Raw genomic sequence first — 19,669 nt, 5'->3', positions numbered from 1 at the left:
GACTTTAGGCGGGCTGACCGCACGCTTTGAGACAAATGCGTGATTGCCCAATCACGATGGCACCGCAAGGCGAAAAGCCTGTGCGGTGCCGAAAATTCGCATCCTCTGGACTGCCTAGAGCTGCGTGATCAGTTGGCAGAGATGTGCAGCCGAATTATCGGGGCATTTGACAAATGTGCTGTTCGCGGGGGGGGGCTGCAAGCAGGGACGTGTCAGGCGCGGTTGGTCTGGCATGACTGCGCACGATCACGCGAGATCGTTATCGCTGTGCTATCTGTAGGGGGAAGTTTGTGCGCTAACCGACCAACTGTCGGGAAAATGTGCGGGTTAGTCGCGCACTCTTTTGCGATCCCAGATCACATAGGCCATCGCTGTAAAAAACAGGGCGGCCATCGCATACCACGTCAGCGCGTAGCTGAGGTGAGAGTTGCTGAAAACCAGTTTTGTCAAACCACCGCGCGGCCAGTCTTCCGCGGCGCCACTGTGGTCGGCCGCGATGTAGTAGTCCAATGCATTGCTGAGTCCGATATGCTCGGACATCGCGTTTAGATCTGGAGACACCCATCGGTTTTGTTCTGGTAGGTTTTCTTCGAGCAGCGTGCCACCCGGTTTAGTTGGTCTTGCCAGACCAGTGACGGTTTGACGTCCCTCAGGTTGGAACCAAACGTCTCTGTCTTTGCCGGTTGGAACAAAACCACGGTTGATCCAGATGGCAAGGTTATCTGTGTGCAAGGGAGACATGACCCAATGCCCTGGGCCAAGGTCGGTAACCGCTTTGACTAGGATCGAGTTTTGGTGATCGTAAGTGCCGGAAAGCTCTACGCGAAGGTATTCGGGGGGTGTTTCATTCAGAGGCGCAGGGACCGGAGCCCCATACGCATAGGTTTCAACCCGCGAGATAAGATCCAACTTTTCGCCCAGTCTCCGCACCTGCCAGTTGCCGAGTGCCACCATTGACGTGAAGAGCACGGCAGACAAAAGCAAGAGGGTGACATCGACCCAAAGAGGACGTTTCACGCGGGTTGAGTTGACCGTCATGGCAGATTTTTGATCCGCTCAATCTGCTCGTGCGCAGGCATCATGTTTTCATGCAGGTGAGTCATGACCCAGACCGAGCCAACCAACACAATGATGACAAGCATAAGAGTGAAGGCGATGGACATGGCTTGCCAGCCGTCTTCTGCACTTACGGTCAAGTGCAGGAAGTAGACCACATGAACAGCCATTTGAATCGCGCCAAGACCGAAGATGATCGCAATCAGTGTAGGCACATCTGTAACCGCGCCGCTCATCACGCAGTAGAACGGGATGACCGTCAAGATCACGGAGAAGATAAAGCCTTTCAGATAGTCGCGATAGGCTTTGGCTGAGTCGTGCGTTTCAGCGCTCATAGCAGAACCCCTGTGAGATAGACGAAAGAGAACACCCCGATCCAGATCAGGTCGAGGAAGTGCCAGAACAAGCTCAAGCACAAGATCCGGCGTTTGTTTTCATGAGTCAGCCCATGAATCTGAACCTGCACAAGCAAAACAACCAACCAAAGCGCACCACAGGCCACGTGTACACCGTGGGTGCCGACCAAGAACCAGAAGGCAGACAGGAACGCAGATGCGCCTGGTCCGGCACCGATATGCCAGAGGTGCATGAATTCTTCGACCGAGAGGTACAAGAACCCCGCGCCGAAGATGCCGGTGATGATGAGCCAGAACATCATCATGTTCTTGTTGTTTTCATGCATTTTGATCACAGAGAAGCCGTAGGTGATCGAAGACAACAACAGCCATGCAGTTGCCCAAGCGATCTTATCGAGCTCAAAGAGATCGAGTGGAGCGGGGCCAGCCGCATAGTTCTGGCCCACAACTGCATAGATCGCAAAGAGGATGCCAAAGATCAGGCAATCGCTCATCAGGTAGATCCAGAAACCGAGCATTGTCCCGGTTTCGTGGTGATGGTCTCCATCGTCATGATGATGATCGTCATGAACGATGAATTCAAAGCCGCCTTTCGGCGTTTCAACGGTAGCTGATGACATTTGAGTTACTCCGCTGGGCTCATTGTTGGTGCCTTGCCATTTTCGATCGCTTGGACCTCATCGGCAGGGATGTAGTAGTCACGGTTGTAATTGAAGGTGTGGCCGATGCCCCAAACCAAGGAGGTAAAGAAGGTCACAGCCGCCAACCACCACACGTGCCAGATCAGCGCGAAGCCCATGACAGTCATGAAGCCGGAGATAATGATCCCACTGGATGTGTAGTGCGGCATATGAATCGGAGTGAATCCTTCGGTTGGCTTTTTATAGCCGTTGTCTTTCATATGCTGCCACGCATCGAGAGCATGAACCCGGATGTTGAAGGCAAAGTTGTAGTAAGGCGGAGGGGACGTGGTGGCCCACTCAAGTGTCCGGCCACCCCAAGGATCACCATCTACCTTCAACTCTTCACGCTTCAGAATGCTGACTGCGATTTGCACCACAAATGCCAGAACCCCAATTGCGATCATGAGTGCGCCAAGCAGAGCCACAAAGAAGTAACCAGCATAGAAGGTGTCTTCAAACTGGCTCAGGCGGCGGGTCACGCCCATGAGGCCCATGATGTACAGTGGCATGAAGGCAAACCAGAAGCCGACAACCCAGCCCCAGAAGCTGATCTTGCCCCAGAATGGGTCCAGCTTGAAGCCAAAGGCCTTAGGCCACCAGAAGTTGATGCCTGCGAAGATCCCAAACACCACGCCGCCGATGATCACATTGTGAAAGTGCGCCACAAGGAACAAAGAGTTGTGCAGGACGTAGTCCGCTGGCGGGATTGCCAACAGCACACCTGTCAGGCCGCCAATCACAAAGGTCAGCATGAACGCAACTGTCCACATCATTGGCAATTCAAAACGAATGCGGCCTTTGTACATGGTGAACAGCCAGTTGAAGAGCTTGGCGCCCGTCGGGATCGAAATAATCATCGTACTGATCCCGAAGAAGGAGTTCACATTTGCACCTGCCCCCATGGTGAAGAAGTGGTGCAGCCAAACAATGTAGCTGAGGATCATGATCACGCAGGTTGCGTAAACCATGGACGTATATCCAAACAGACGCTTGGAGCAGAAGGTTGATACGACCTCGGAGAAGACACCGAAAATCGGCAACATCAGAATGTATACTTCAGGGTGACCCCAGATCCAGATCAGGTTCACATACATCATCGGGCTTCCGCCCATTTCATTGGTGAAGAAATGGGTGCCAAGATACCGGTCTGCGGTCAGCAGTGCGAGGGTTGCTGTCAAAACCGGAAAGGTGGCCACAATCAAGATGTTTGTGCAAAGCGCCGTCCAGGTGAACACGGGCATTTTCATCCATGTCATCCCAGGGGCACGCATCTTGACGATGGTTACAACCAGGTTGATGCCTGACAGTGTTGTGCCGATGCCTGCGATGTTGAGCGACCACAGATAGTAGTCCATTCCAACGCCAGGGCTAAAGGTCAGCCCGGAAAGCGGTGGATAGGCCAGCCAACCTGTTGCCGCGAATTCACCGACAAACAGGGAAATCATGATCAGGATTGCGCCGGAAACTGTCAGCCAGAAGCTGAAGTTGTTGAGGAACGGAAAGGCCACATCGCGCGCACCAATCTGGAGCGGCATCACGTAGTTCATGAAACCGGTCACAAACGGCATTGCGACGAAGAAAATCATGATCACACCGTGAACGGTAAAGACCTGATCGTAGTGATAGGCCGGAAGAAATCCGACATATCCAGCTGAGGCCAAGGCCTGATGCAAACGCATCAGCAAAGCGTCAGCAAATCCGCGCACCAACATGATGACGCCGAGGATCATGTACATGATCCCGATTTTCTTATGGTCAATCGACGTGAACCACTCGTTCCAGAGATATCCCCAGAGACGGAAGTAAGTCACAGCGCCCACGACAGCCAACCCGAGGAGACAGGTGCCGATGAAGGTGCCGAAAATGATTGGATCGTAAAATGGGAAGATGTCCCATCCCAATTTGCCCCAGAACCAATGGGCAGAATTGACGATATCTGTGCCGTGCTCGACGGCTGCGGTTGGACTCGCCATGTGTCAGTTCGCCTGTGCTTTAGAAGAAGGAAGAAGAGTGTCGTCACTCAACATTGCGTGGATGATCTCGTCACGACGATCGGCGAGATCTGGGCGCAAGATGTCAAACAGCCCCTGAGGATCATCTGCTGCGCAGAGGCCGCGGAAAAGCTCCCGGTTGTAGAGCCCTTCGATGCCGCCACCGCCCAATGCGTCAGCCATCATCATGTCATTCAGGCAAAGGTCGTCATCGCCTGCGCACATGTTGAGGATCTTGTCCCAGATGCCTTCTTCAACGGAGGAATAGTACGTCACTGGATGCGCGGTGCTTTGCGGCTCAAGCGCGACATAGGCATCTTGGTCAAGCGCCAATGGAGCGTCGCGGACCTTTTCGACCCAGGCATCAAATCCAGCCTGGTCAAGGGCGTGGAAGTCAAAGCGCATATGGGAGAAGCCATTGCCGCTGTAGTTTGCAGAGAAACCTTCAAACTCGCCGGGCGCGTTGATCACGGCGTTCAATTCGGTTTCCATGCCGCCCATCGCGTAGATCATGCCGGCCATTTCAGGAATGTAGAAGGCATTCATCACAGTTGCAGATGTGATTTTGAATTCTACGGGACGATCAACAATTGCTGCAGCTTCGTTGACAGTTGCGATGCCATATTCAGGGTAGATGAAGAGCCATTTCCAATCGAGCGCAACGACCTGCACCTCCATCGGCTTGACCGAAGGGTCAATCGGCTGATCAACCGAAATACGCTTGAGATCATCATAGGGTTCAAGACGGTGTGTCGCGACCCATGTAAGACCGGCAAGACAAATGATGATCGCCAATGGGACTGACCAAACGATAACTTCAAGCGTGACCGAGTGATCCCAATCGGGTTCATATTCCGCCTCTTTGTTGGAGGCGCGATATTTCAGCGCAAAAAAGACCGTCAGAACCATAACGGGGACAATCACGATGAGCATCAAGATTGTGGCATAGATGATCAGATCACCTTGTTGCGCAGCAATGTCGCCCGACGGATTGAGGACTGTAAGCTGGCACCCTGATAACAACAACAGCGGGAGCACGAACAAACCAACGCGTTTCAGCAGCATGGCATTCTTCTTTTCGTTTCTGGATTTGTTTCACTGGGATTCACAGTGATTTCTCACTGTTAGAACCTTGCCCGCGCCGCATATCGTCAGTAGGCTTGAGTTGCAAGATGCTGCACTGCGTCATTTTTACAGAGGCAGTGCGGTCAAGAGGCCCACGATGCGTAGGAGGAACGCATCAAAGGCCCGTTCAGACACATGGGAGGCTGAAATATGGCAATATCTGAATCTGCGGTGCAACATAATGTCACACTGGATGACGTGGTCATCACTGTGGTGATGGCGCGAGTAACGGACTTTTTCGGGTTCTTTGTTTATGCCATAGCGTCAGCCCTCGTTTTTCCTACCGTGTTCTTTCCGCACTTGGATCCGCTGAGCGGAACCCTGTGGTCGTTCGGCTTATTTTCACTTGCATTTATTGCGCGCCCGATCGCGAGTATGCTTGCGCGCAGCATTCAGTATAAAATCGGGAGACCAGGCAAAATTACCCTGGCACTCATGATCTTGGGATCGTCAACAGTGGCGATTGGGCTGCTGCCAGGATATCAGACTTGGGGAATTGCTGCACCTGTGATGTTGGGGGTGCTTCGTTTTGTCCAAGGACTTGGACTGGGGGGCGCATGGGATGGCATAACGCTTCAGCTGAAATCTGCGGCACCTGAGGGCCGGGAAGGGCGCTATAGCATGGTTGCGCAGCTTGGTGGTCCGATTGGTTTCTGTGTTGCAGCTGCGCTGTTTTATGTATTGACCGGCTTCCTCACTGAAGAAGAGTTCCTGACCTACGGCTGGCGTTTTGCCTTCTTTGCGGTCATGGCGGTAAATGTTGTGTCGCTTTTCGCACGGCTGCGTCTGCTGACAACAAACTTTGGCAGCGATGACGCGCGACTGCTGCAGTCCGCGCCGTTGCCTCAATTGATCAAGACCGAGTGGCGCACGATCCTTTTGTCAGCGCTGTTGCCGCTGTCGAGCTACGCTTTGTTCCACATGGTGACGGTGTTCCCGCTGAGCTATGCATTGCTTTTCTCTGGTCGTGACATCACCGAGATCCTGTTGTTGCAGCTTCTCGGCGGCACGCTCGCGATCGGATCTGTGATGGTTTCTGGTGCATTGGCGGACATGCTGTCACGCCGGATCGTGCTGTTTATCAGCAGCCTTCTGACACTTGTGCTCTGCTTGAGTATCGCCACCCTAGAGACAATGCCTGCGATCTACATTCTTTTGGGCTTCGTTGTGCTTGGTCTGTCTTATGGGCAATCAAGCTCTATCGTGCCCAACCGCTTTAAGATGGAACATCAGTATTCTGGATCAGCTATGTCGACCAACCTGTCATGGCTCTTGGGGGCGGCTTTTGCGCCTCTGACAGGCTTGTTCCTTGCTTCTAAGTTTGGGCTTTGGGCTGCGGCGCTATATTTGCTGTCTGGTGTCGTTGTCACTCTGATTGCGCTTTACCTATTGCAGGACGGGGATCGCAAACGCGCTCAGGCGCAGTAAGGCGCGGCTGGATGTTCGCCGCGTTTGGAATGCGGCAATCCGCATCGGTTTGATCGTCTTGTTCTGAGATGGACCAACTAAAAAAGGCGCTCCTGATGGAGCGCCTTTTCTCTTTTGGATAGAGCTGCTCTTACAGCAGAGCTTTGGCTTTCTCCGCCACATTGGCTGCGGTGATGCCGAACTTTTCAAACAGCTCACCAGCCGGGGCAGAGGCACCGAAGCTCGACATGCCGACGAAGTCGGATTTGCCTGCGCGGGCGCGTTCACCCAGGAGCCATTGATCCCAGCCACCTGCGCGCACAGCGGCCTCTACGCCAACGCGCACGGCTGCGCCGGCTGGCAGAACCTTGCGGCGGTAGGCTTCGTCCTGCTGAGCGAAGAGCTCCATGCAGGGCATGGAGACCACGCGGGTGCCGATGCCTTCCGCTTCCAGAAGCGCCTTTGCTTCCATCGCGGTGGAGACTTCGGAGCCGGTGGCGATCAGGATCACCTGACGTTTGCCCTCGGCCTCTGCCAGCACATAAGCGCCTTTCTCGGTCAGGTTTGCCAGTTTGTGCTCGGTGCGCACGGTTGGCAGGTTCTGACGGGTCAGGGCCATCACGGAAGGGGTCTCTTTGCTGGTCAGCGCGATTTCCCAGGCCTCTGCGGTTTCCACGGAGTCCGCTGGACGGAACACATAGGTGTTCGGGGTCGCGCGGCAGATTGCGAGGTGTTCGACCGGCTGGTGGGTTGGACCATCTTCGCCCACACCGATGGAATCGTGGGTCATCACGAACACGGTGGGGATTTTGCTCAGAGCGGCCAGACGCATGGAGGGGCGTGCATAGTCGGTGAAGCAGAAGAAGGTGCCGCCGTAGGGGCGGATGCCGCCGTGCAGCGCCATGCCGTTCATCGCAGCGGCCATGCCATGCTCACGGATGCCCCAGTAGACATAGCGGCCTTTGCGGTTGTCGGTGTCAAACACACCCAGGTCACCGGTCTTTGTGTTGTTGGACCCGGTCAGGTCGGCAGAGCCGCCCACTGTTTCCGGCATGATCGGGTTGATCGCTGCCAGCGCCATTTCGGAAGATTTCCGGGTGGCGACGGAAGGCTGATCCTCAGAGATCTGCTTTTTCAGCGCTTTCACGGTTGCGGATAGCTTTTTGGGTGCTTCCAGCGCGTAGGCGCGGTTGAAACGGTCCTGCTTTTGCTTGGAGGCTTCCGCAAAGCGGCCTTCCCATGCGGCGCGCTCTTTTGCACCGCGGGAGCCGATGGCTTCCCACTGTGCTTTGATGTCGGCAGGCACTTCAAATGCCGCACCCGGCCAGCCGTAGACCTTTTTGGCGGCGGCAAGCTGCTCTGCGTCGGTCAGGGCGCCGTGGCCTTTGGAGGTGTCCTGCGCCGCGTGGCCGATTGCGATGTGGGTTTTGCACGCAATCATCGACGGTTTTTTGGTTTTCTTGGCAGCTTCGATCGCGGCGTCGATCGCTTCGGGATCGTGGCCGTCAATTTCCAGAACCTGCCAGCCGGAAGCTTTGAAGCGCTTGACCTGATCGGTGCGGTCTGAGAGCTCAACAGTACCGTCGATGGTGATGTTGTTGTTGTCCCAGAGCACGATCAGATGGCCGAGGCTGTGGCGGCCAGCAAGGCCGATGGCCTCTTGGGAGATGCCTTCCATCAGGCAGCCGTCGCCTGCGATCACATAGGTGTAGTGATCCACCAGCTTGCGGCCATATTGCGCGCGCTGAATCTCTTCGGCCATGGCAAAGCCCACGGCGTTGGAGATGCCCTGACCAAGCGGACCAGTGGTGGTTTCCACAGCGTCGATCAGGAAGTTTTCCGGGTGGCCCGCGGTGAGCGCGCCCATTTGGCGGAAGTTCTTTACCTGCTCCAGCGTGACCTGTTTGTCACCCATGAGATAAAGCAGCGAATAGATCAGCATGGAGCCGTGGCCAGCAGACAGGATAAAACGGTCGCGGTCCGGCCAGTTTGGCGCGGCAACGTCAAACTTCATGTGCTTTTCAAACAGCACTGTTGCCACGTCCGCCATGCCCATGGGCATGCCAGAGTGACCGGAGTTTGCAGCGGCAACCGCATCCAGTGTCAGAGCACGAATTGCGGAGGCTTTCATCCAATGTTCAGGGTTCTTTTCACGCAGGGCGGCGATGTCCACGTCTTGCGCTCCTCTGGGTTGGGGTTTTGGTTGCTGGGTCAATAGCAGGATTATGGCCAATAGCAACATTGGTGGCGGCTGAATCGCCACTTTTTAAGGGCTATTTGTGTGCTTGGTTCGCTGAACGCACAACCTAGGATTTCGATGCGATGGGGGGCGCATTTTGCCTGTCCATTGGATAAGATCGCGACATAATGCGCTTGGCGGCGATTCGTGGCCACGTTAACTGTGCGAGCGCGACAAACGGGTCAACAAGAACCGGATCAGAAAGGACGAGGCAAATGAGTGACATCAGCGAACTAGAGAGCAGGCTGAGTGCTGCGCTGGAGCGGATTGGACGCGGCGTTGATGCGATGCAGGCCGTGGTTGCTGAGCCTGAGACAGGTGAAGACATTCAAGCCTTGAGACGCGCCCTTGAAAACGAGGCGTTGGTCACCGCGCAAATGGAAGAGCGCGTACGTGCGTTAACAGCAAGCAAGTCTGATTTGGAAGCCGAACTCGCGGCTGAGAAAGACGCACGCTCAGTTGCCGAAGAAACCATAAAGGCTGCGGAGAGCGCAAAAGAAGAAGCTGCACAGGCTTTGCTCGCGGCAGAAGCACGTGCGGAGGCAGCAGAGACAGCCGCCGCCGCTGCTGCAGATGCCGCGGCGACACAGCCATCATTTGAAAACGAGAGTGCTGCGCCTGGTGGAAATACTGAGACAGATGCCAATCGCGCGCTGCTTGATGAGTTGGCAAAGCGCCTGCGGCGTTTGCGTCAGATGGCCCGGCGTGAACGGACCACCAACCAGGTGCTGCGCGACCAGGTTGAAAAGGGCGAAATGGTGGATCCATCTGCCGTCAATGATGCCTTGAAGTCTGATCTGGCAACGCTCACGGCATTGCGCGAAGCGGAGATGACTGAAACGGCATTGATCCTCGCCGAGCTGCGCCCATTGGTGCAAGGGGTCACCGCAGAGGATGCTCCGCAAGCTGCGAGCGATGAGGTGGCTCCGGCCATGGCAGATGAGACAGGAGAAGCTTGATGCCTGAGGTACAGATCGAAATTGGCGGACGCGTTTTTGAAGTTGCTTGCCAAGATGGAGAGCAACATTTCTTGCGTGCTGCAGCGCAGATGCTGGACGAACAAGCCAAAGCTCTGATTGCACAGGCCGGGCGTATTCCTGAACCCCGGATGTTGCTGATGGCTGGCTTGATGCTGGCAGATAAAACGGCTGGTCTTGAAGATCAGCTGCGCAATGCTGAGGCAAAGTTGGCAGCATGCGATGAAGAGATTTCAGCGCTCAAGAATGCACCGGCTCCTGCACCTGAGCGTATCGAAGTGCCTGTTATTCCTGACTCTGTGACACAAACCTTGGCAGAAATGACGGCACGTGCAGAAGCACTGGCTGATCTCGTCGAAGAGAAAGCTGCTGGGTGATTAGGCTATCCGTGCCGCAACTGGTCCCGGGTGATCTGATTTTTGCTGCCTTGGGTGAGGAAGACAATCTGATTTCTGCGGTGGTTGAAGGCCACCGTGGAGCACGGATCAATCATGTTGGCATCGTTGTTTTCCAGAATGGGTTGCTCTCAGTTTTAGAAGCGATTGATCCAGCAGTCAGACTAACTTCATTGGAACAATACGCTGAGCGGAGCCATTGCGCCGAAGCGCGGCCCCGTTTGATGTTTGCGCGTCTGAGCGCAGCTTATCGCCCGTTGATCCCGGGCGCTCTGACTTTTGGGCTGTCTCGACTTGGTGTGCCTTATGATCCTTACTACAGCAGCAGCCCCGAGTCGCTCTATTGCAGCGAGCTGATCCTTGAGATGTTTCGCCATGCCAACAATGGGGTGGCAGTGTTTCCCAACACGCCATTAAGTTTTCGCGATGTGCAGAGCGGTGCTTTGCTGGAAGACTGGGTGGCGCACTATGCCGAGGTTGGGCGAGAGGTGCCGGAAGGGGCTGCGGGCTCACATCCTGCCGGATTGAGCCGGGATGCGCGCTTGGAAGTTTATCACGTGGAAGGCAGAATTCCGGGCTACGCCAGCGACGCGCGCTGAGCAGGCCCGCCGCAACATGTTTCAAATAAAAAAAGCCCCGCCGATTTGGTGGGGCTTTTCAAACAAGAAATATGCCGGATATTACGCGTTTGCTTCGCGGATTTTGTCTGCGGCGTCTTTGTCGTAGCTCACACCGTTGTCGTCAAACATGGTGTCCAGCTCGCCGGACAGGGTCATTTCGGTGATGATGTCGCAGCCGCCCACGAACTCGCCTTTGACATAGAGCTGCGGAATGGTCGGCCAGTCGGAATAATCCTTGATACCCTGACGCACCTCTTCGTCGGCGAGCACATTTACATCAGCGTAGTCCACGCCCATGTAGTTCAGAACGCCAGCCACGCGGGAGGAGAAGCCGCACTGTGGCATGTCTTTGGTGCCTTTCATGAAGAGCACCACATCGCTGGCTTTCACGGTTTCGTCGATACGGTCTTTAACGTCGGTCATTTTCATTTCCTTTTGGCGTTGGCCACGTTCCTGTTGGCTTACATATAGGTCAGCCGATTGCGAGATGCCAATGGGTAGCTTGTGTTTCGCCGGGTGCAAGGCAGGGCTATTTGGGGACGTCGCTGTCTGTCGCGTCTTCTGGGACAAACAGGCGTGCATATTCCTGCGGATCCTTGGGAACTTTCCACGTGCGCACGTTGCCACCTCCAACCCCGGATTGATAGTCTGAGCGTAGGTGGTGATAGTCTGGATCTTCTCGATCCTTCTCAAGTGGGCTGCGATTTCGGCTATACCATGCGACGAGCGCCCCCATGGCGCAAACCGCAAAGAGCAGCCCACCGGCCAGCCCACTGAGTGGCATCACTCTGGTACCTTTGTGGTCAGCGCCAGCGCGTGCAACTCGCCAGAGGGCCCGTCCATCTTGCCCTTGAGGGCGGCATAGACGGCGCGCTGTTGTTGTACGCGGTTCTTACCGCGGAAGCTTTCGTCAACCACCATGGCGGACATATGCACACCGTCCGAGCCGCCGACTTGGATTTCGGCATCTGGAAAGGTCTCGCGCAGCAGTTCCTCAATTTGGTGAGCTGTCATGGGCATGGAGGCGTTCCTTTGTCTTGTTCAGAAAAAATGTAGGGCTTGGCCGAATGCTCCGCAAGTCGGTTTCGGCGGAAGCTTTTAAACAAACGGTGCGAGCGATTGCAGAAAGGCGGGCACATCGGCGAGGGCGTCCTGCACCTCTGGCTCTTCAAAATCGTAGATGGATTTCGGATCCTTGGGGCAGAGCGCGGCCAAAAGGGCTTCGCGTTGTGCGACAACACTTGTAGGCACTGGGATCTGCGCGGATTGCTGTAGAAGCAACAGTGCTTCGTGAATGGGGCGCACGACGCGCAGCGCATAAGTCATATGGCCAAGAAGGTCGGGATCTTCGCGCCAGTGCTCCCCGTCAAACAGCTCCTGCGTGACACGCTGGCCAGCCCCTGCGCAGGAATAGGCGACGCAGCCGCCAAAGCCGCGCGGGATCAGATCGGCGTGGATCGTGCAGTTGAAACAGCTGTCTGAGAGGTTGGGGCAGGGATCGTCTGCGCGTTTGATGAGGGCGAAATCCTCATCTGCATCAAATGGGTAAGCCACGCAGCAAAGCGCTGCGCAGCTTGCACAGTCATCCGTGAGGGGCGGAAGCGTGGGGCGCCCGCCCTCCATGAGATCAGGCAACGGCTGCAGCGAAGCTGCTACGGAAGGTGTCAGACAGTTCCGCCAGCGTGGCTTCTGAGCCGCCGAATTTCACGGTGTCGCCGCCAAACTTGCCAACGGTGGTGATGGTGATGCCAGCCTTGGAGGCGTTGATCATCAGCGCTTCGGCCTGATCGAAGTTGCAGGCCACCAGATAGCGCGCCTGATCTTCGCCAAAGAGGGTCGGGGTGTCGTCCACATCCAACTGAACACCGACGCCTGCACCTTCAGCCAGTTCAAAGGCGGCCAGCGCGAGGCCGCCGTCCGCGAGGTCTGTGCAGGCTTTGATCCAGTCACGGTTTTCGCGGATGAACTCACCGTTCTTGCGCTCAGCGTCCAGATCCACATGTGGGGCGTCGCCGTCTTCGCGGTTGAAGACTTCCGCAAGCAGTGCGGATTGGCCGAGGTGACCGGTGGTGTCCCCGATCAGAAGCGCCACGTGACCGTCGCGCACTTCACCAAGGATCGGCTCTTCGTTTGCAGCGATGAGACCAACCGCACCGATGGTGGGCGTTGGCAGGATCGCAGAGCCGTCGGTCTCGTTATAAAGGCTGACGTTGCCAGACACGATAGGCATATCCAGAGCGGCCACCGCCTCGCCGATGCCTTTGATGGCGCCCACAAACTGGCCCATGATTTCCGGCTTTTCGGGGTTGCCGAAGTTCAGATTGTCTGTTGTTGCCAGAGGTTTGGCGCCCACAGCTGAGAGGTTGCGGAAGGCTTCGGCCACGGCTTGTTTGCCACCCTCAACCGGGTTGGCTTTCACGTAGCGTGGGGTCACGTCAGAGGTAAAGGCCAGTTTCTTGTCGGTGCCATGCACGCGGATCACGCCGGAGCCCATGCCGGGGCGCTGCGCGGTGTCGCCCATGACGGTGGTGTCATATTGCTCATAGACCCACTGTTTACCCGCGTAGTTTGGCGAGGAGATCAGCGCCTTGAGGCCGTCGATGCCGTCGATTTGTGGCACCTCGGCCAACTCTTCGGCAGCTGGGGTTTCCACCCATGGGCGGTCATATTCCGGCGCGCGGCCAGAGAGCGGAGACAGCGGCAGGTCCGCTTTGACTTCGCCGTTGTGCAAGATCAGGAAGCGGTCTTCTGCGATAGTTTCGCCAACGATGGCGAAGTCGAGATCCCATTTCTCAAACACGGCGCGCGCTTCGGCTTCAAGCTCTGGGTTCAGAACCATAAGCATGCGTTCCTGAGACTCAGACAGCATCATCTCATAAGCGGTCATATTGTCTTCGCGCTGTGGCACGTCTTCGAGGTTGAGCTTCACGCCAAGCTGGCCTTTGTCGCCCATTTCCACTGCGGAGCAGGTCAGACCTGCGGCGCCCATGTCCTGAATGGAAATCACGGCACCGGTTTGCATCAGCTCCAGCGTGGCTTCCATCAGGCGTTTTTCGGTGAAGGGGTCGCCAACCTGAACGGTGGGGCGCTTTTCTTCGATGGTGTCGTCAAACTCTGCAGAGGCCATGGTTGCGCCACCCACACCGTCACGCCCAGTTTTTGCACCAAGATAGACAACCGGCATGCCGATGCCGGAGGCCGCAGAATAAAAAATGCCGTCGGTCTTGGCGAGACCGGCGGCGAACGCATTCACAAGACAGTTGCCATTATAGGCCGGGTGGAAGCGCACTTCGCCGCCCACGGTTGGCACGCCGAAACAGTTGCCGTAGCCGCCAACACCTTCGACCACGCCGTTGACCAGCTGTTTGGTCTTGTGGTGGCCGGTTTCGCCAAAAGACAGTGAGTTCATCGCCGCGATCGGACGGGCGCCCATGGTGAAGACGTCCCGCAGAATGCCGCCCACGCCGGTTGCTGCGCCCTGATAGGGTTCAATGTAGGAGGGGTGATTGTGGCTTTCCATTTTGAAAACAACTGCGTCGCCGTCGCCGATGTCGACGATGCCCGCGTTTTCGCCGGGGCCGCATATGACCTGAGGGCCATCGGTGGGCAGGGTGCGCAGCCATTTCTTGGAGGATTTGTAAGAGCAGTGTTCGTTCCACATCGCCGAGAAGATACCCAGCTCGGTGAACGTGGGTTCGCGACCAATGATCTCTAGGATCAGCTCGTATTCGTCAGGTTTCAGTCCATGGGCTTCGATGAGATCGGTGGTGATGGCCGGTTCCTGCATGTGGCGAGGGTCCCCAAGTTGATAGCGTTTGAGGGGCTTTTAGGGCAGGAGAGGCCAAAGGGGAAGCCAAAAGCGTTTGGTCTGCTTGCCGGTGTGGCTTTGCTGTAGAGAGCGTCGCCAAACTGGCCGACATGCATCTTCAGTTTCGGCTGGAAACCGGTTCGACAGCGCTGACACAAACGGGACTCAGAACCGTTGCCCAACATAAATGTATAAGAGATCTTCGTTTCGATCATTGAGGGATACATCTGCAGAAATCACCGCGTTGAACTTTTCTGAGAGTTGGTAGCGCACCCCCAAACCACCTGCGTATTTGAGATCTTGCTCTCCCAAGGCGGTGAACGAGGATGCGGCATTCCCAGCGCCTATGAAACCGACCACGCCAAACCGCTTTGTCACGTCCTGTCTGTATTCAACCTGTGCAGATAGAAGTGCGTTGTTCAGAAACTCAGCGGGGCTGTAGCCTCGAAAATTGTCTGTGCCGCCAAGCGAACACTTGCTGAAAAAAGGGGCTGAGTCTGAAACAGAACACCCGACAACATGCGCCGCGAGCGTGCCTCGCTCGCTTAAAGAATGATGATAGGTGAACGCAACGGACCCTTTGAAGTAGTCTCGGTTTTCAGCGCTCACAACATTGCCATAAACTAGGTCTGCCTCAAGTAGGTGACCATCTCGAGCTGATAATGTGTCATTTCTTGTGTCCCATTTTGCAATTAGTCTGAGGGTTGCCAAATCCAGTTCTGCCTCTGGCAGAGGAGGGCCACCTGAGGCACTGGCATATCCCAGCGTGGTTTCAAGATAGCGTAGCCCACCCCCGACACGTAAGTCTGGATTGAGACCATAGAGAAGTTCACCGTCTATAAGTTTCCCGGTTTGGCGCACAGGTACCGGGATCTGACCAACAAACAGATCATAAAGCACGTCTGCCTCTGCCGCCGAAACGCTGACTTGCCAACGGTTGTCAGCAAGCGCGACACTGCCACCAATTCCAAATGCGTTCGACCCGTTGTCACTGCGCATGGCAGCCAGACCAAGGATGGATGTGTCGCTGTTCGCGTCAGTCTGAAACAAGTACCCGGCCCCTAGCACAAGACCTGTCCCTATCAGGACGTTCTTAAAGGGGATCGGAGCGACAACGACAGATCCCTCACGAAAGCCGTAGACCTCTTCTTTTGCGGCCGAATCCAATGAGCTGGACATCGGATTTTGCTCAATTGGATCTGCACACACGGAAAGGGCATGACCGCAGTAAAGGCATGCCAGTACAGTTGCCTTAGAAAAAGCGGCAAGCGTTTTACACGCTTGCCGCCAGAATGTGTGTTGGATGGGGTGTCCCATTTGCGATCAATCCGGCCCTTTGACGGTAGGGTTTTCGCCTTCTTGCTGCTGTTGTTGTGCTGCAGCTGCTGCTGCGGCGGCAACGGCTGCCTGGTCTTGTTTTGGCAGTTCGGCAACATTGTCCGGCAATGCGACCCGAACTTCGCGACGCGCAAAATCGATGCCATTGGCTTTGAACTCAGCTTTGACGCGGTTGTAGATCTCTTTACGTATCATGAACTGCTTACCAGGTTTCGCCATGAACTTGCCGCGGATAATCATGCCAACATCATCGAAGTCAAACACGCCCTGCGACTTGAAGGGCTGCAGGAAGTCGTCTTTGTAGAGCTCTTCCTGAAGCATTTCAGCGCCGATCTTTTTGAAGATCTTTTTGATCCGATTGGGGTCGGCATCAAACGGCACGGTGAACTTGAGCTTCATGATCACCCAGTCACGTGAATAGTTGGTCAGTTTTGGGATCTCGCCATAGGGAATGGTGTGCACCGGACCTCGGTGGTGACGCAGTTGCATAGACCGGATAGAGATCTTCTCGACGGCGCCCATAGTGCCGTCGATCTCAACATAGTCTCCAACACGGAATGCGTCATCAACCAGGAAGAAGACACCGGAAACAACATCCGTCACCAGCTTTTGCGCGCCAAAACCGATGGCAAGGCCCGCGATACCAGCCCCTGCAAGCAATGGGGTGATATCCACGCCAAGGTTGCCGATGGAAAGCAATCCAAAGATCACAATGATGGTACCTTGTGCTGTTACAAGCAGAAGCGGCAAAACCGTGGACAGTCGCGAACCACCGCCGCCGCCCATTTCATTGTCTGCATCTTCCTGTGACATGCCCAAAGCAGTCATCTCAGCTGCCAAGCGTCGGTTGATGTAAAGGCTTACACCTTCATACACCACATAGCCGACGATTGCCGTCATGGCGAAACTGAACAGGTTGTCGCCAATCCCCTCTCGGTTTTGCATAAGGTCAAGCAAAGACACATTCCAGGTGCGCGCGATCAAAGCCAGCACCGCTCCCACCGCAATCACACGGCCAATGCGCACATAGCTGCGTTTGGTGGAGATATAAGCGTCTTCGGCAACTTTGCCTTCACCCTGCATTGGCGGCACAAGATGGCGTACCAAACCACGGATCCCGGTGTCGATCACTGGCGCGATAAGCAGCCAGAACATGGTTGCGTAGTGCGCTCCTGCGAGCAGAAGTTGCACTTTTCCAAGGCCAATCATTGTGGAGACAAGTACCCAGGTAAATCCGGCAACAGCCAGCGCAAAATACGGATAGGCTTTGCCCAGTGCTTCATCAAAGTCAGTGCGATTGGGGTCGTCGCCGCGCATCATGTCGCTGAATCCCTCTCGCGCGGTCCATACGACATAGCCAACGTAGACGTAGACCATCGTATCAATCCAGAAACCAATGCGCGTCTCACCTGCTGGAACACCGTTCAGCACATTGAAGTCAACGACGAAGATCGTTGCGCCTCCCAGAACGACGATGCCAATCAGATGGCGGTGGATGAAGCCTGCCCAACGATCGCTGACATTGACCAAACGCAAGTCAGGCCGGTTGGGCGCCATCAAGAAACGGGAAAACGCAGCAGCAATACGTGGCATCCAGATCATGTAACCGATGAAGGGTGCCACAAATGTCACCTGCTGTGCATCAAGAATGTTGCGTCCAACGATGCGGATTGTGACGTAGAAAATAACCAAACCGAAGATTTCGCGAAGAAAACGCTTGAACAGGAATACAATCGACTCTCGGAGAGAGGCGTGCCCTTGGTTGGCTTCGGGGTTACGGATCTTTATCAGCCAAGTACGAACAATGTATTCGACACCTAGGCCAATCGCCAAGATCAACGCTGTGAGGCCGATGAGCGTCAGGACACCGCCCGGGCCACCATGATTGGTGCCAAAGTTTTGAAAGGCTTCAAACTGTGAAGGGAAAAGCCCCGGAGTTTTTCGGACCGCATCCAAGACCGGTTGAGAAAAAGCATTCCAAAGGAGTGTTGCTTGCTCAATCAGGGTGCGTGGGGCCTCTTCGCTGGTCGTGGCTGCCGCGACAGCGTCCAGACGATCCAGAAGGACAGCACGGACTTCGTCGTCAGACATGCGCGCGACCATCGCATTTATCGCTTCTGGTGACATCTCATCGAGCGAGACGTCCGCGTTGTCGGTTGCAGTCGAGGTCGTTGTCGTCGTTGGCAGCATCTGAGCGTCTGCAACGGAAAGGGACATGACACTGACGAGCAGCGCCAAAAAAAGCCCCGAAACAATCTGTTTCATAGAATTCTCTGTGGTAATAAACGTCACTGTTAAAAAGGCCCGTTTTCCCGCTAAAGGTCAAGGAGGGAAAGACCATACGCGTAAGCTATATGGTATTTTGGCAAAAAAAAGGGCCGAGCAATAAGCTCGGCCTTAGTCCAACAGGGAGGTGAAGATGATGTGCATCTAAGCAATCATCGTCTTCGAGTGATCAATTAGTAGTCAGTTTGAAAACCTTCAAGACTTTTTGCATCACCAGTCTGGCATGGCTGCCATGCGCCAAATGCATGTCTTATTGATTTTCCTTGTCTCGCAGTTGTTTGCGATGTGAAATGATCTCTTCTTGCACAAAATCGCGAAACGCGGCGATGCGCTTTGATTGCCGCAATTCTTCCGGATAAGCTAGGTATACAGGCACTTCGCTGGACTCAACGTCCTCAAACACTCTGACAAGGTCTGGGAAGTCTTGTTTCAAGTAGTTTGGCAAAACGCCAATCCCGAGATCATTTCGGACAGCCTGCAGCACGCCGTAGTAGTTGTTGACATAGAGCATTTTGGTGACGTCGTTTGCCAAAAGACTCGTAACAAAGCTTGCCCCAGCGCCGACCTGTTCTGAGTTTACGTTTTGACAAATCAAACGGTGCTTTGCGAGATCACTGATCAACGCTGGTTCGCCATGCTGGTCAAGGTACTTGCGTGACGCGTACAGCCGCATGCGCACGCTCATCAGGCGTTTGCGGATCAGATCAGCTTGGCTCGGCTCTTTCATACGGATAGCGACATCCGCTTCGCGCATTGGCAGGTCCAATACGCGCTCTTCCAGCATCAGATCAATGTTCAGATCAGGGTACTTCTCATAGAGCTTTGTGAGGCGCGGTGCGAGCCAGAGAGTACCAAAACCGATCGCGGTGGTGACACGCAGCTCGCCAAAAACCTCTTCTTCGCTGTCACGAATGCGCGCGGCTGCGGCGTCTAACCGTTTGTTCATCGCCGCTGTTGCGTCGAAAAGCAGTTCGCCTTGCTCAGTCAAAATCAAACCACGGGCATGTCGGTGGAACAATGTCGTGTTAAGAGATTCTTCAAGTGCCCTGATTTGACGCGACACGGCGGATTGCGACAAATGAAGCACATCACCCGCATGGGTCAAGCTGCCAGCATCGGCAACTGCGTGAAAAATCCTAAGTTTGTCCCAATCCATGACGGCTCCATTTTGTTGTTTTGTGTCATGTGGTTGTTTGTCAGTCAAAGATTTTGTGGGCTTGAACCAACGCTGAGATCGTCGCCTTACGCTCTATAAGATGTAATGAAAAGCGAAGTTTTGACTAACTTTCATAACCTTGGAGCACTTTACCGTGCCTTGTGGGAACGTGTCGTTGGCGATGGTGGCACTTGGGACGTTGTACCCTGCCTTACCGGTGCCCATCTCGCGA

At 55.1% G+C, this 19,669-nt stretch carries 18 protein-coding genes; 4 read left to right on the top strand and 14 right to left on the bottom strand.

The annotated features are described in order from the left end of the window. Positions 1-327: 327 nt before the first annotated feature. The 5 genes from PJL69_RS04465 to cyoA are packed head-to-tail and all read right to left on the bottom strand — an operon-like array spanning position 328 to position 5,151. Positions 328-1,038: an SURF1 family protein gene (locus PJL69_RS04465; protein ID WP_271308569.1), complete on the bottom strand. Its 711-nt coding sequence runs from the start codon at positions 1,036-1,038 to the stop codon at positions 328-330. Then, positions 1,035-1,391, bottom strand: coding sequence for a cytochrome o ubiquinol oxidase subunit IV (gene cyoD / locus PJL69_RS04460; protein WP_209096008.1), 357 nt, complete (start codon positions 1,389-1,391; stop codon positions 1,035-1,037). The genes PJL69_RS04465 and cyoD overlap by 4 nt, the downstream gene beginning before the upstream one ends. Continuing rightward, positions 1,388-2,032 (bottom strand): cytochrome o ubiquinol oxidase subunit III, encoded by a 645-nt coding sequence (cyoC, locus tag PJL69_RS04455; protein WP_209096006.1) that lies wholly within the window; start codon positions 2,030-2,032, stop codon positions 1,388-1,390. Before cyoC ends, cyoD begins: the two co-directional genes overlap by 4 nt. A gap of 5 nt (positions 2,033-2,037) precedes the next feature. Then, on the bottom strand, positions 2,038-4,068 hold the full coding sequence (cyoB, locus tag PJL69_RS04450; RefSeq protein WP_271308568.1) for a cytochrome o ubiquinol oxidase subunit I: 2,031 nt from the start codon (positions 4,066-4,068) through the stop codon (positions 2,038-2,040). 3 nt (positions 4,069-4,071) lie between these two features. After that, positions 4,072-5,151 carry a ubiquinol oxidase subunit II gene (gene cyoA / locus PJL69_RS04445; RefSeq protein ID WP_271308567.1) on the bottom strand — a complete coding sequence of 360 codons (1,080 nt, stop codon included), beginning with the start codon at positions 5,149-5,151 and terminating at the stop codon, positions 4,072-4,074. Between the two features lie 210 nt (positions 5,152-5,361). On the opposite strand from cyoA, the gene PJL69_RS04440 reads away from it, so the two are divergent. Beyond that, a complete protein-coding gene (locus PJL69_RS04440; protein ID WP_333781864.1) occupies positions 5,362-6,639 on the top strand; it encodes an MFS transporter in 1,278 nt (425 codons plus the stop codon). Positions 6,640-6,769: 130 nt separating this feature from the next. On the opposite strand, the gene tkt is transcribed toward PJL69_RS04440, so the two are convergent. After that, entirely contained in the window at positions 6,770-8,791 is a 2,022-nt protein-coding gene (gene tkt / locus PJL69_RS04435) for a transketolase (protein ID WP_271308566.1), read from the bottom strand. A gap of 281 nt (positions 8,792-9,072) precedes the next feature. Between tkt and PJL69_RS04430 the strand changes: the two genes are divergently transcribed. Genes PJL69_RS04430 through PJL69_RS04420 form a run of 3 tightly spaced genes read left to right on the top strand, consistent with a single transcriptional unit; the run spans position 9,073 to position 10,828 of the window. Next, the gene (locus PJL69_RS04430) at positions 9,073-9,816 is read left to right on the top strand and encodes a hypothetical protein (RefSeq protein WP_271308565.1); all 744 of its coding nucleotides are present in this window, start codon (positions 9,073-9,075) and stop codon (positions 9,814-9,816) included. After that, positions 9,816-10,211 (top strand): cell division protein ZapA, encoded by a 396-nt coding sequence (locus PJL69_RS04425; RefSeq protein WP_209095993.1) that lies wholly within the window; start codon positions 9,816-9,818, stop codon positions 10,209-10,211. Before PJL69_RS04430 ends, PJL69_RS04425 begins: the two co-directional genes overlap by 1 nt. Positions 10,212-10,222: 11 nt before the next feature. Beyond that, entirely contained in the window at positions 10,223-10,828 is a 606-nt protein-coding gene (locus tag PJL69_RS04420; protein ID WP_271308564.1) for a YiiX/YebB-like N1pC/P60 family cysteine hydrolase, read from the top strand. A gap of 81 nt (positions 10,829-10,909) precedes the next feature. Here PJL69_RS04420 and grxD read toward each other — a convergent pair whose 3' ends face one another. The 8 genes from grxD to PJL69_RS04380 all read right to left on the bottom strand — a co-directional run bounded on the left by grxD (position 10,910) and on the right by PJL69_RS04380 (position 19,437). Further along, complete coding sequence (gene grxD, locus PJL69_RS04415; RefSeq protein ID WP_209095989.1) at positions 10,910-11,272, bottom strand: Grx4 family monothiol glutaredoxin; 363 nt, start codon at positions 11,270-11,272, stop codon at positions 10,910-10,912. A gap of 106 nt (positions 11,273-11,378) precedes the next feature. Next, on the bottom strand, positions 11,379-11,633 hold the full coding sequence (locus PJL69_RS04410) for a hypothetical protein (protein WP_271308563.1): 255 nt from the start codon (positions 11,631-11,633) through the stop codon (positions 11,379-11,381). Continuing rightward, positions 11,633-11,869: a BolA family protein gene (locus PJL69_RS04405; RefSeq protein WP_271308562.1), complete on the bottom strand. Its 237-nt coding sequence runs from the start codon at positions 11,867-11,869 to the stop codon at positions 11,633-11,635. The genes PJL69_RS04410 and PJL69_RS04405 overlap by 1 nt, the downstream gene beginning before the upstream one ends. 78 nt (positions 11,870-11,947) lie before the next feature. Continuing rightward, a complete protein-coding gene (locus tag PJL69_RS04400) occupies positions 11,948-12,403 on the bottom strand; it encodes a hypothetical protein (protein WP_271308561.1) in 456 nt (151 codons plus the stop codon). A 73-nt stretch (positions 12,404-12,476) separates the two neighbouring features. Continuing rightward, a complete protein-coding gene (purL, locus tag PJL69_RS04395; protein WP_271308560.1) occupies positions 12,477-14,636 on the bottom strand; it encodes a phosphoribosylformylglycinamidine synthase subunit PurL in 2,160 nt (719 codons plus the stop codon). Positions 14,637-14,822: 186 nt separating this feature from the next. Continuing rightward, positions 14,823-15,836 (bottom strand): BamA/TamA family outer membrane protein, encoded by a 1,014-nt coding sequence (locus PJL69_RS04390; protein WP_271308559.1) that lies wholly within the window; start codon positions 15,834-15,836, stop codon positions 14,823-14,825. Between the two features lie 144 nt (positions 15,837-15,980). Continuing rightward, on the bottom strand, positions 15,981-18,260 hold the full coding sequence (locus PJL69_RS04385; protein WP_271308558.1) for a mechanosensitive ion channel family protein: 2,280 nt from the start codon (positions 18,258-18,260) through the stop codon (positions 15,981-15,983). A 271-nt stretch (positions 18,261-18,531) separates the two neighbouring features. Further along, entirely contained in the window at positions 18,532-19,437 is a 906-nt protein-coding gene (locus PJL69_RS04380; RefSeq protein WP_271308557.1) for a LysR family transcriptional regulator, read from the bottom strand. Between the last annotated feature and the right edge of the window lie 232 nt (positions 19,438-19,669).

Source organism: Shimia sp. MMG029 (assembly GCF_027947445.1).
Taxonomy (GTDB): Bacteria; Pseudomonadota; Alphaproteobacteria; order Rhodobacterales; family Rhodobacteraceae; genus Shimia.
This window is presented reverse-complemented; position numbering and strand designations above follow the sequence as displayed.

Coding starts and splice junctions, on each gene's coding strand:
- PJL69_RS04465 (WP_271308569.1), bottom strand. CDS start 1,038: ATGACGGTCAACTCAACCCGCGTGAAACGTCCTCTTTGGGTCGATGTC.
- cyoD (WP_209096008.1), bottom strand. CDS start 1,391: ATGAGCGCTGAAACGCACGACTCAGCCAAAGCCTATCGCGACTATCTG.
- cyoC (WP_209096006.1), bottom strand. CDS start 2,032: ATGTCATCAGCTACCGTTGAAACGCCGAAAGGCGGCTTTGAATTCATC.
- cyoB (WP_271308568.1), bottom strand. CDS start 4,068: ATGGCGAGTCCAACCGCAGCCGTCGAGCACGGCACAGATATCGTCAAT.
- cyoA (WP_271308567.1), bottom strand. CDS start 5,151: ATGCTGCTGAAACGCGTTGGTTTGTTCGTGCTCCCGCTGTTGTTGTTA.
- PJL69_RS04440 (WP_333781864.1), top strand. CDS start 5,362: ATGGCAATATCTGAATCTGCGGTGCAACATAATGTCACACTGGATGAC.
- PJL69_RS04430 (WP_271308565.1), top strand. CDS start 9,073: ATGAGTGACATCAGCGAACTAGAGAGCAGGCTGAGTGCTGCGCTGGAG.
- PJL69_RS04425 (WP_209095993.1), top strand. CDS start 9,816: ATGCCTGAGGTACAGATCGAAATTGGCGGACGCGTTTTTGAAGTTGCT.
- grxD (WP_209095989.1), bottom strand. CDS start 11,272: ATGACCGACGTTAAAGACCGTATCGACGAAACCGTGAAAGCCAGCGAT.
- PJL69_RS04410 (WP_271308563.1), bottom strand. CDS start 11,633: ATGCCACTCAGTGGGCTGGCCGGTGGGCTGCTCTTTGCGGTTTGCGCC.
- PJL69_RS04405 (WP_271308562.1), bottom strand. CDS start 11,869: ATGCCCATGACAGCTCACCAAATTGAGGAACTGCTGCGCGAGACCTTT.
- purL (WP_271308560.1), bottom strand. CDS start 14,636: ATGCAGGAACCGGCCATCACCACCGATCTCATCGAAGCCCATGGACTG.
- PJL69_RS04390 (WP_271308559.1), bottom strand. CDS start 15,836: ATGTCCAGCTCATTGGATTCGGCCGCAAAAGAAGAGGTCTACGGCTTT.
- PJL69_RS04385 (WP_271308558.1), bottom strand. CDS start 18,260: ATGAAACAGATTGTTTCGGGGCTTTTTTTGGCGCTGCTCGTCAGTGTC.
- PJL69_RS04380 (WP_271308557.1), bottom strand. CDS start 19,437: ATGGATTGGGACAAACTTAGGATTTTTCACGCAGTTGCCGATGCTGGC.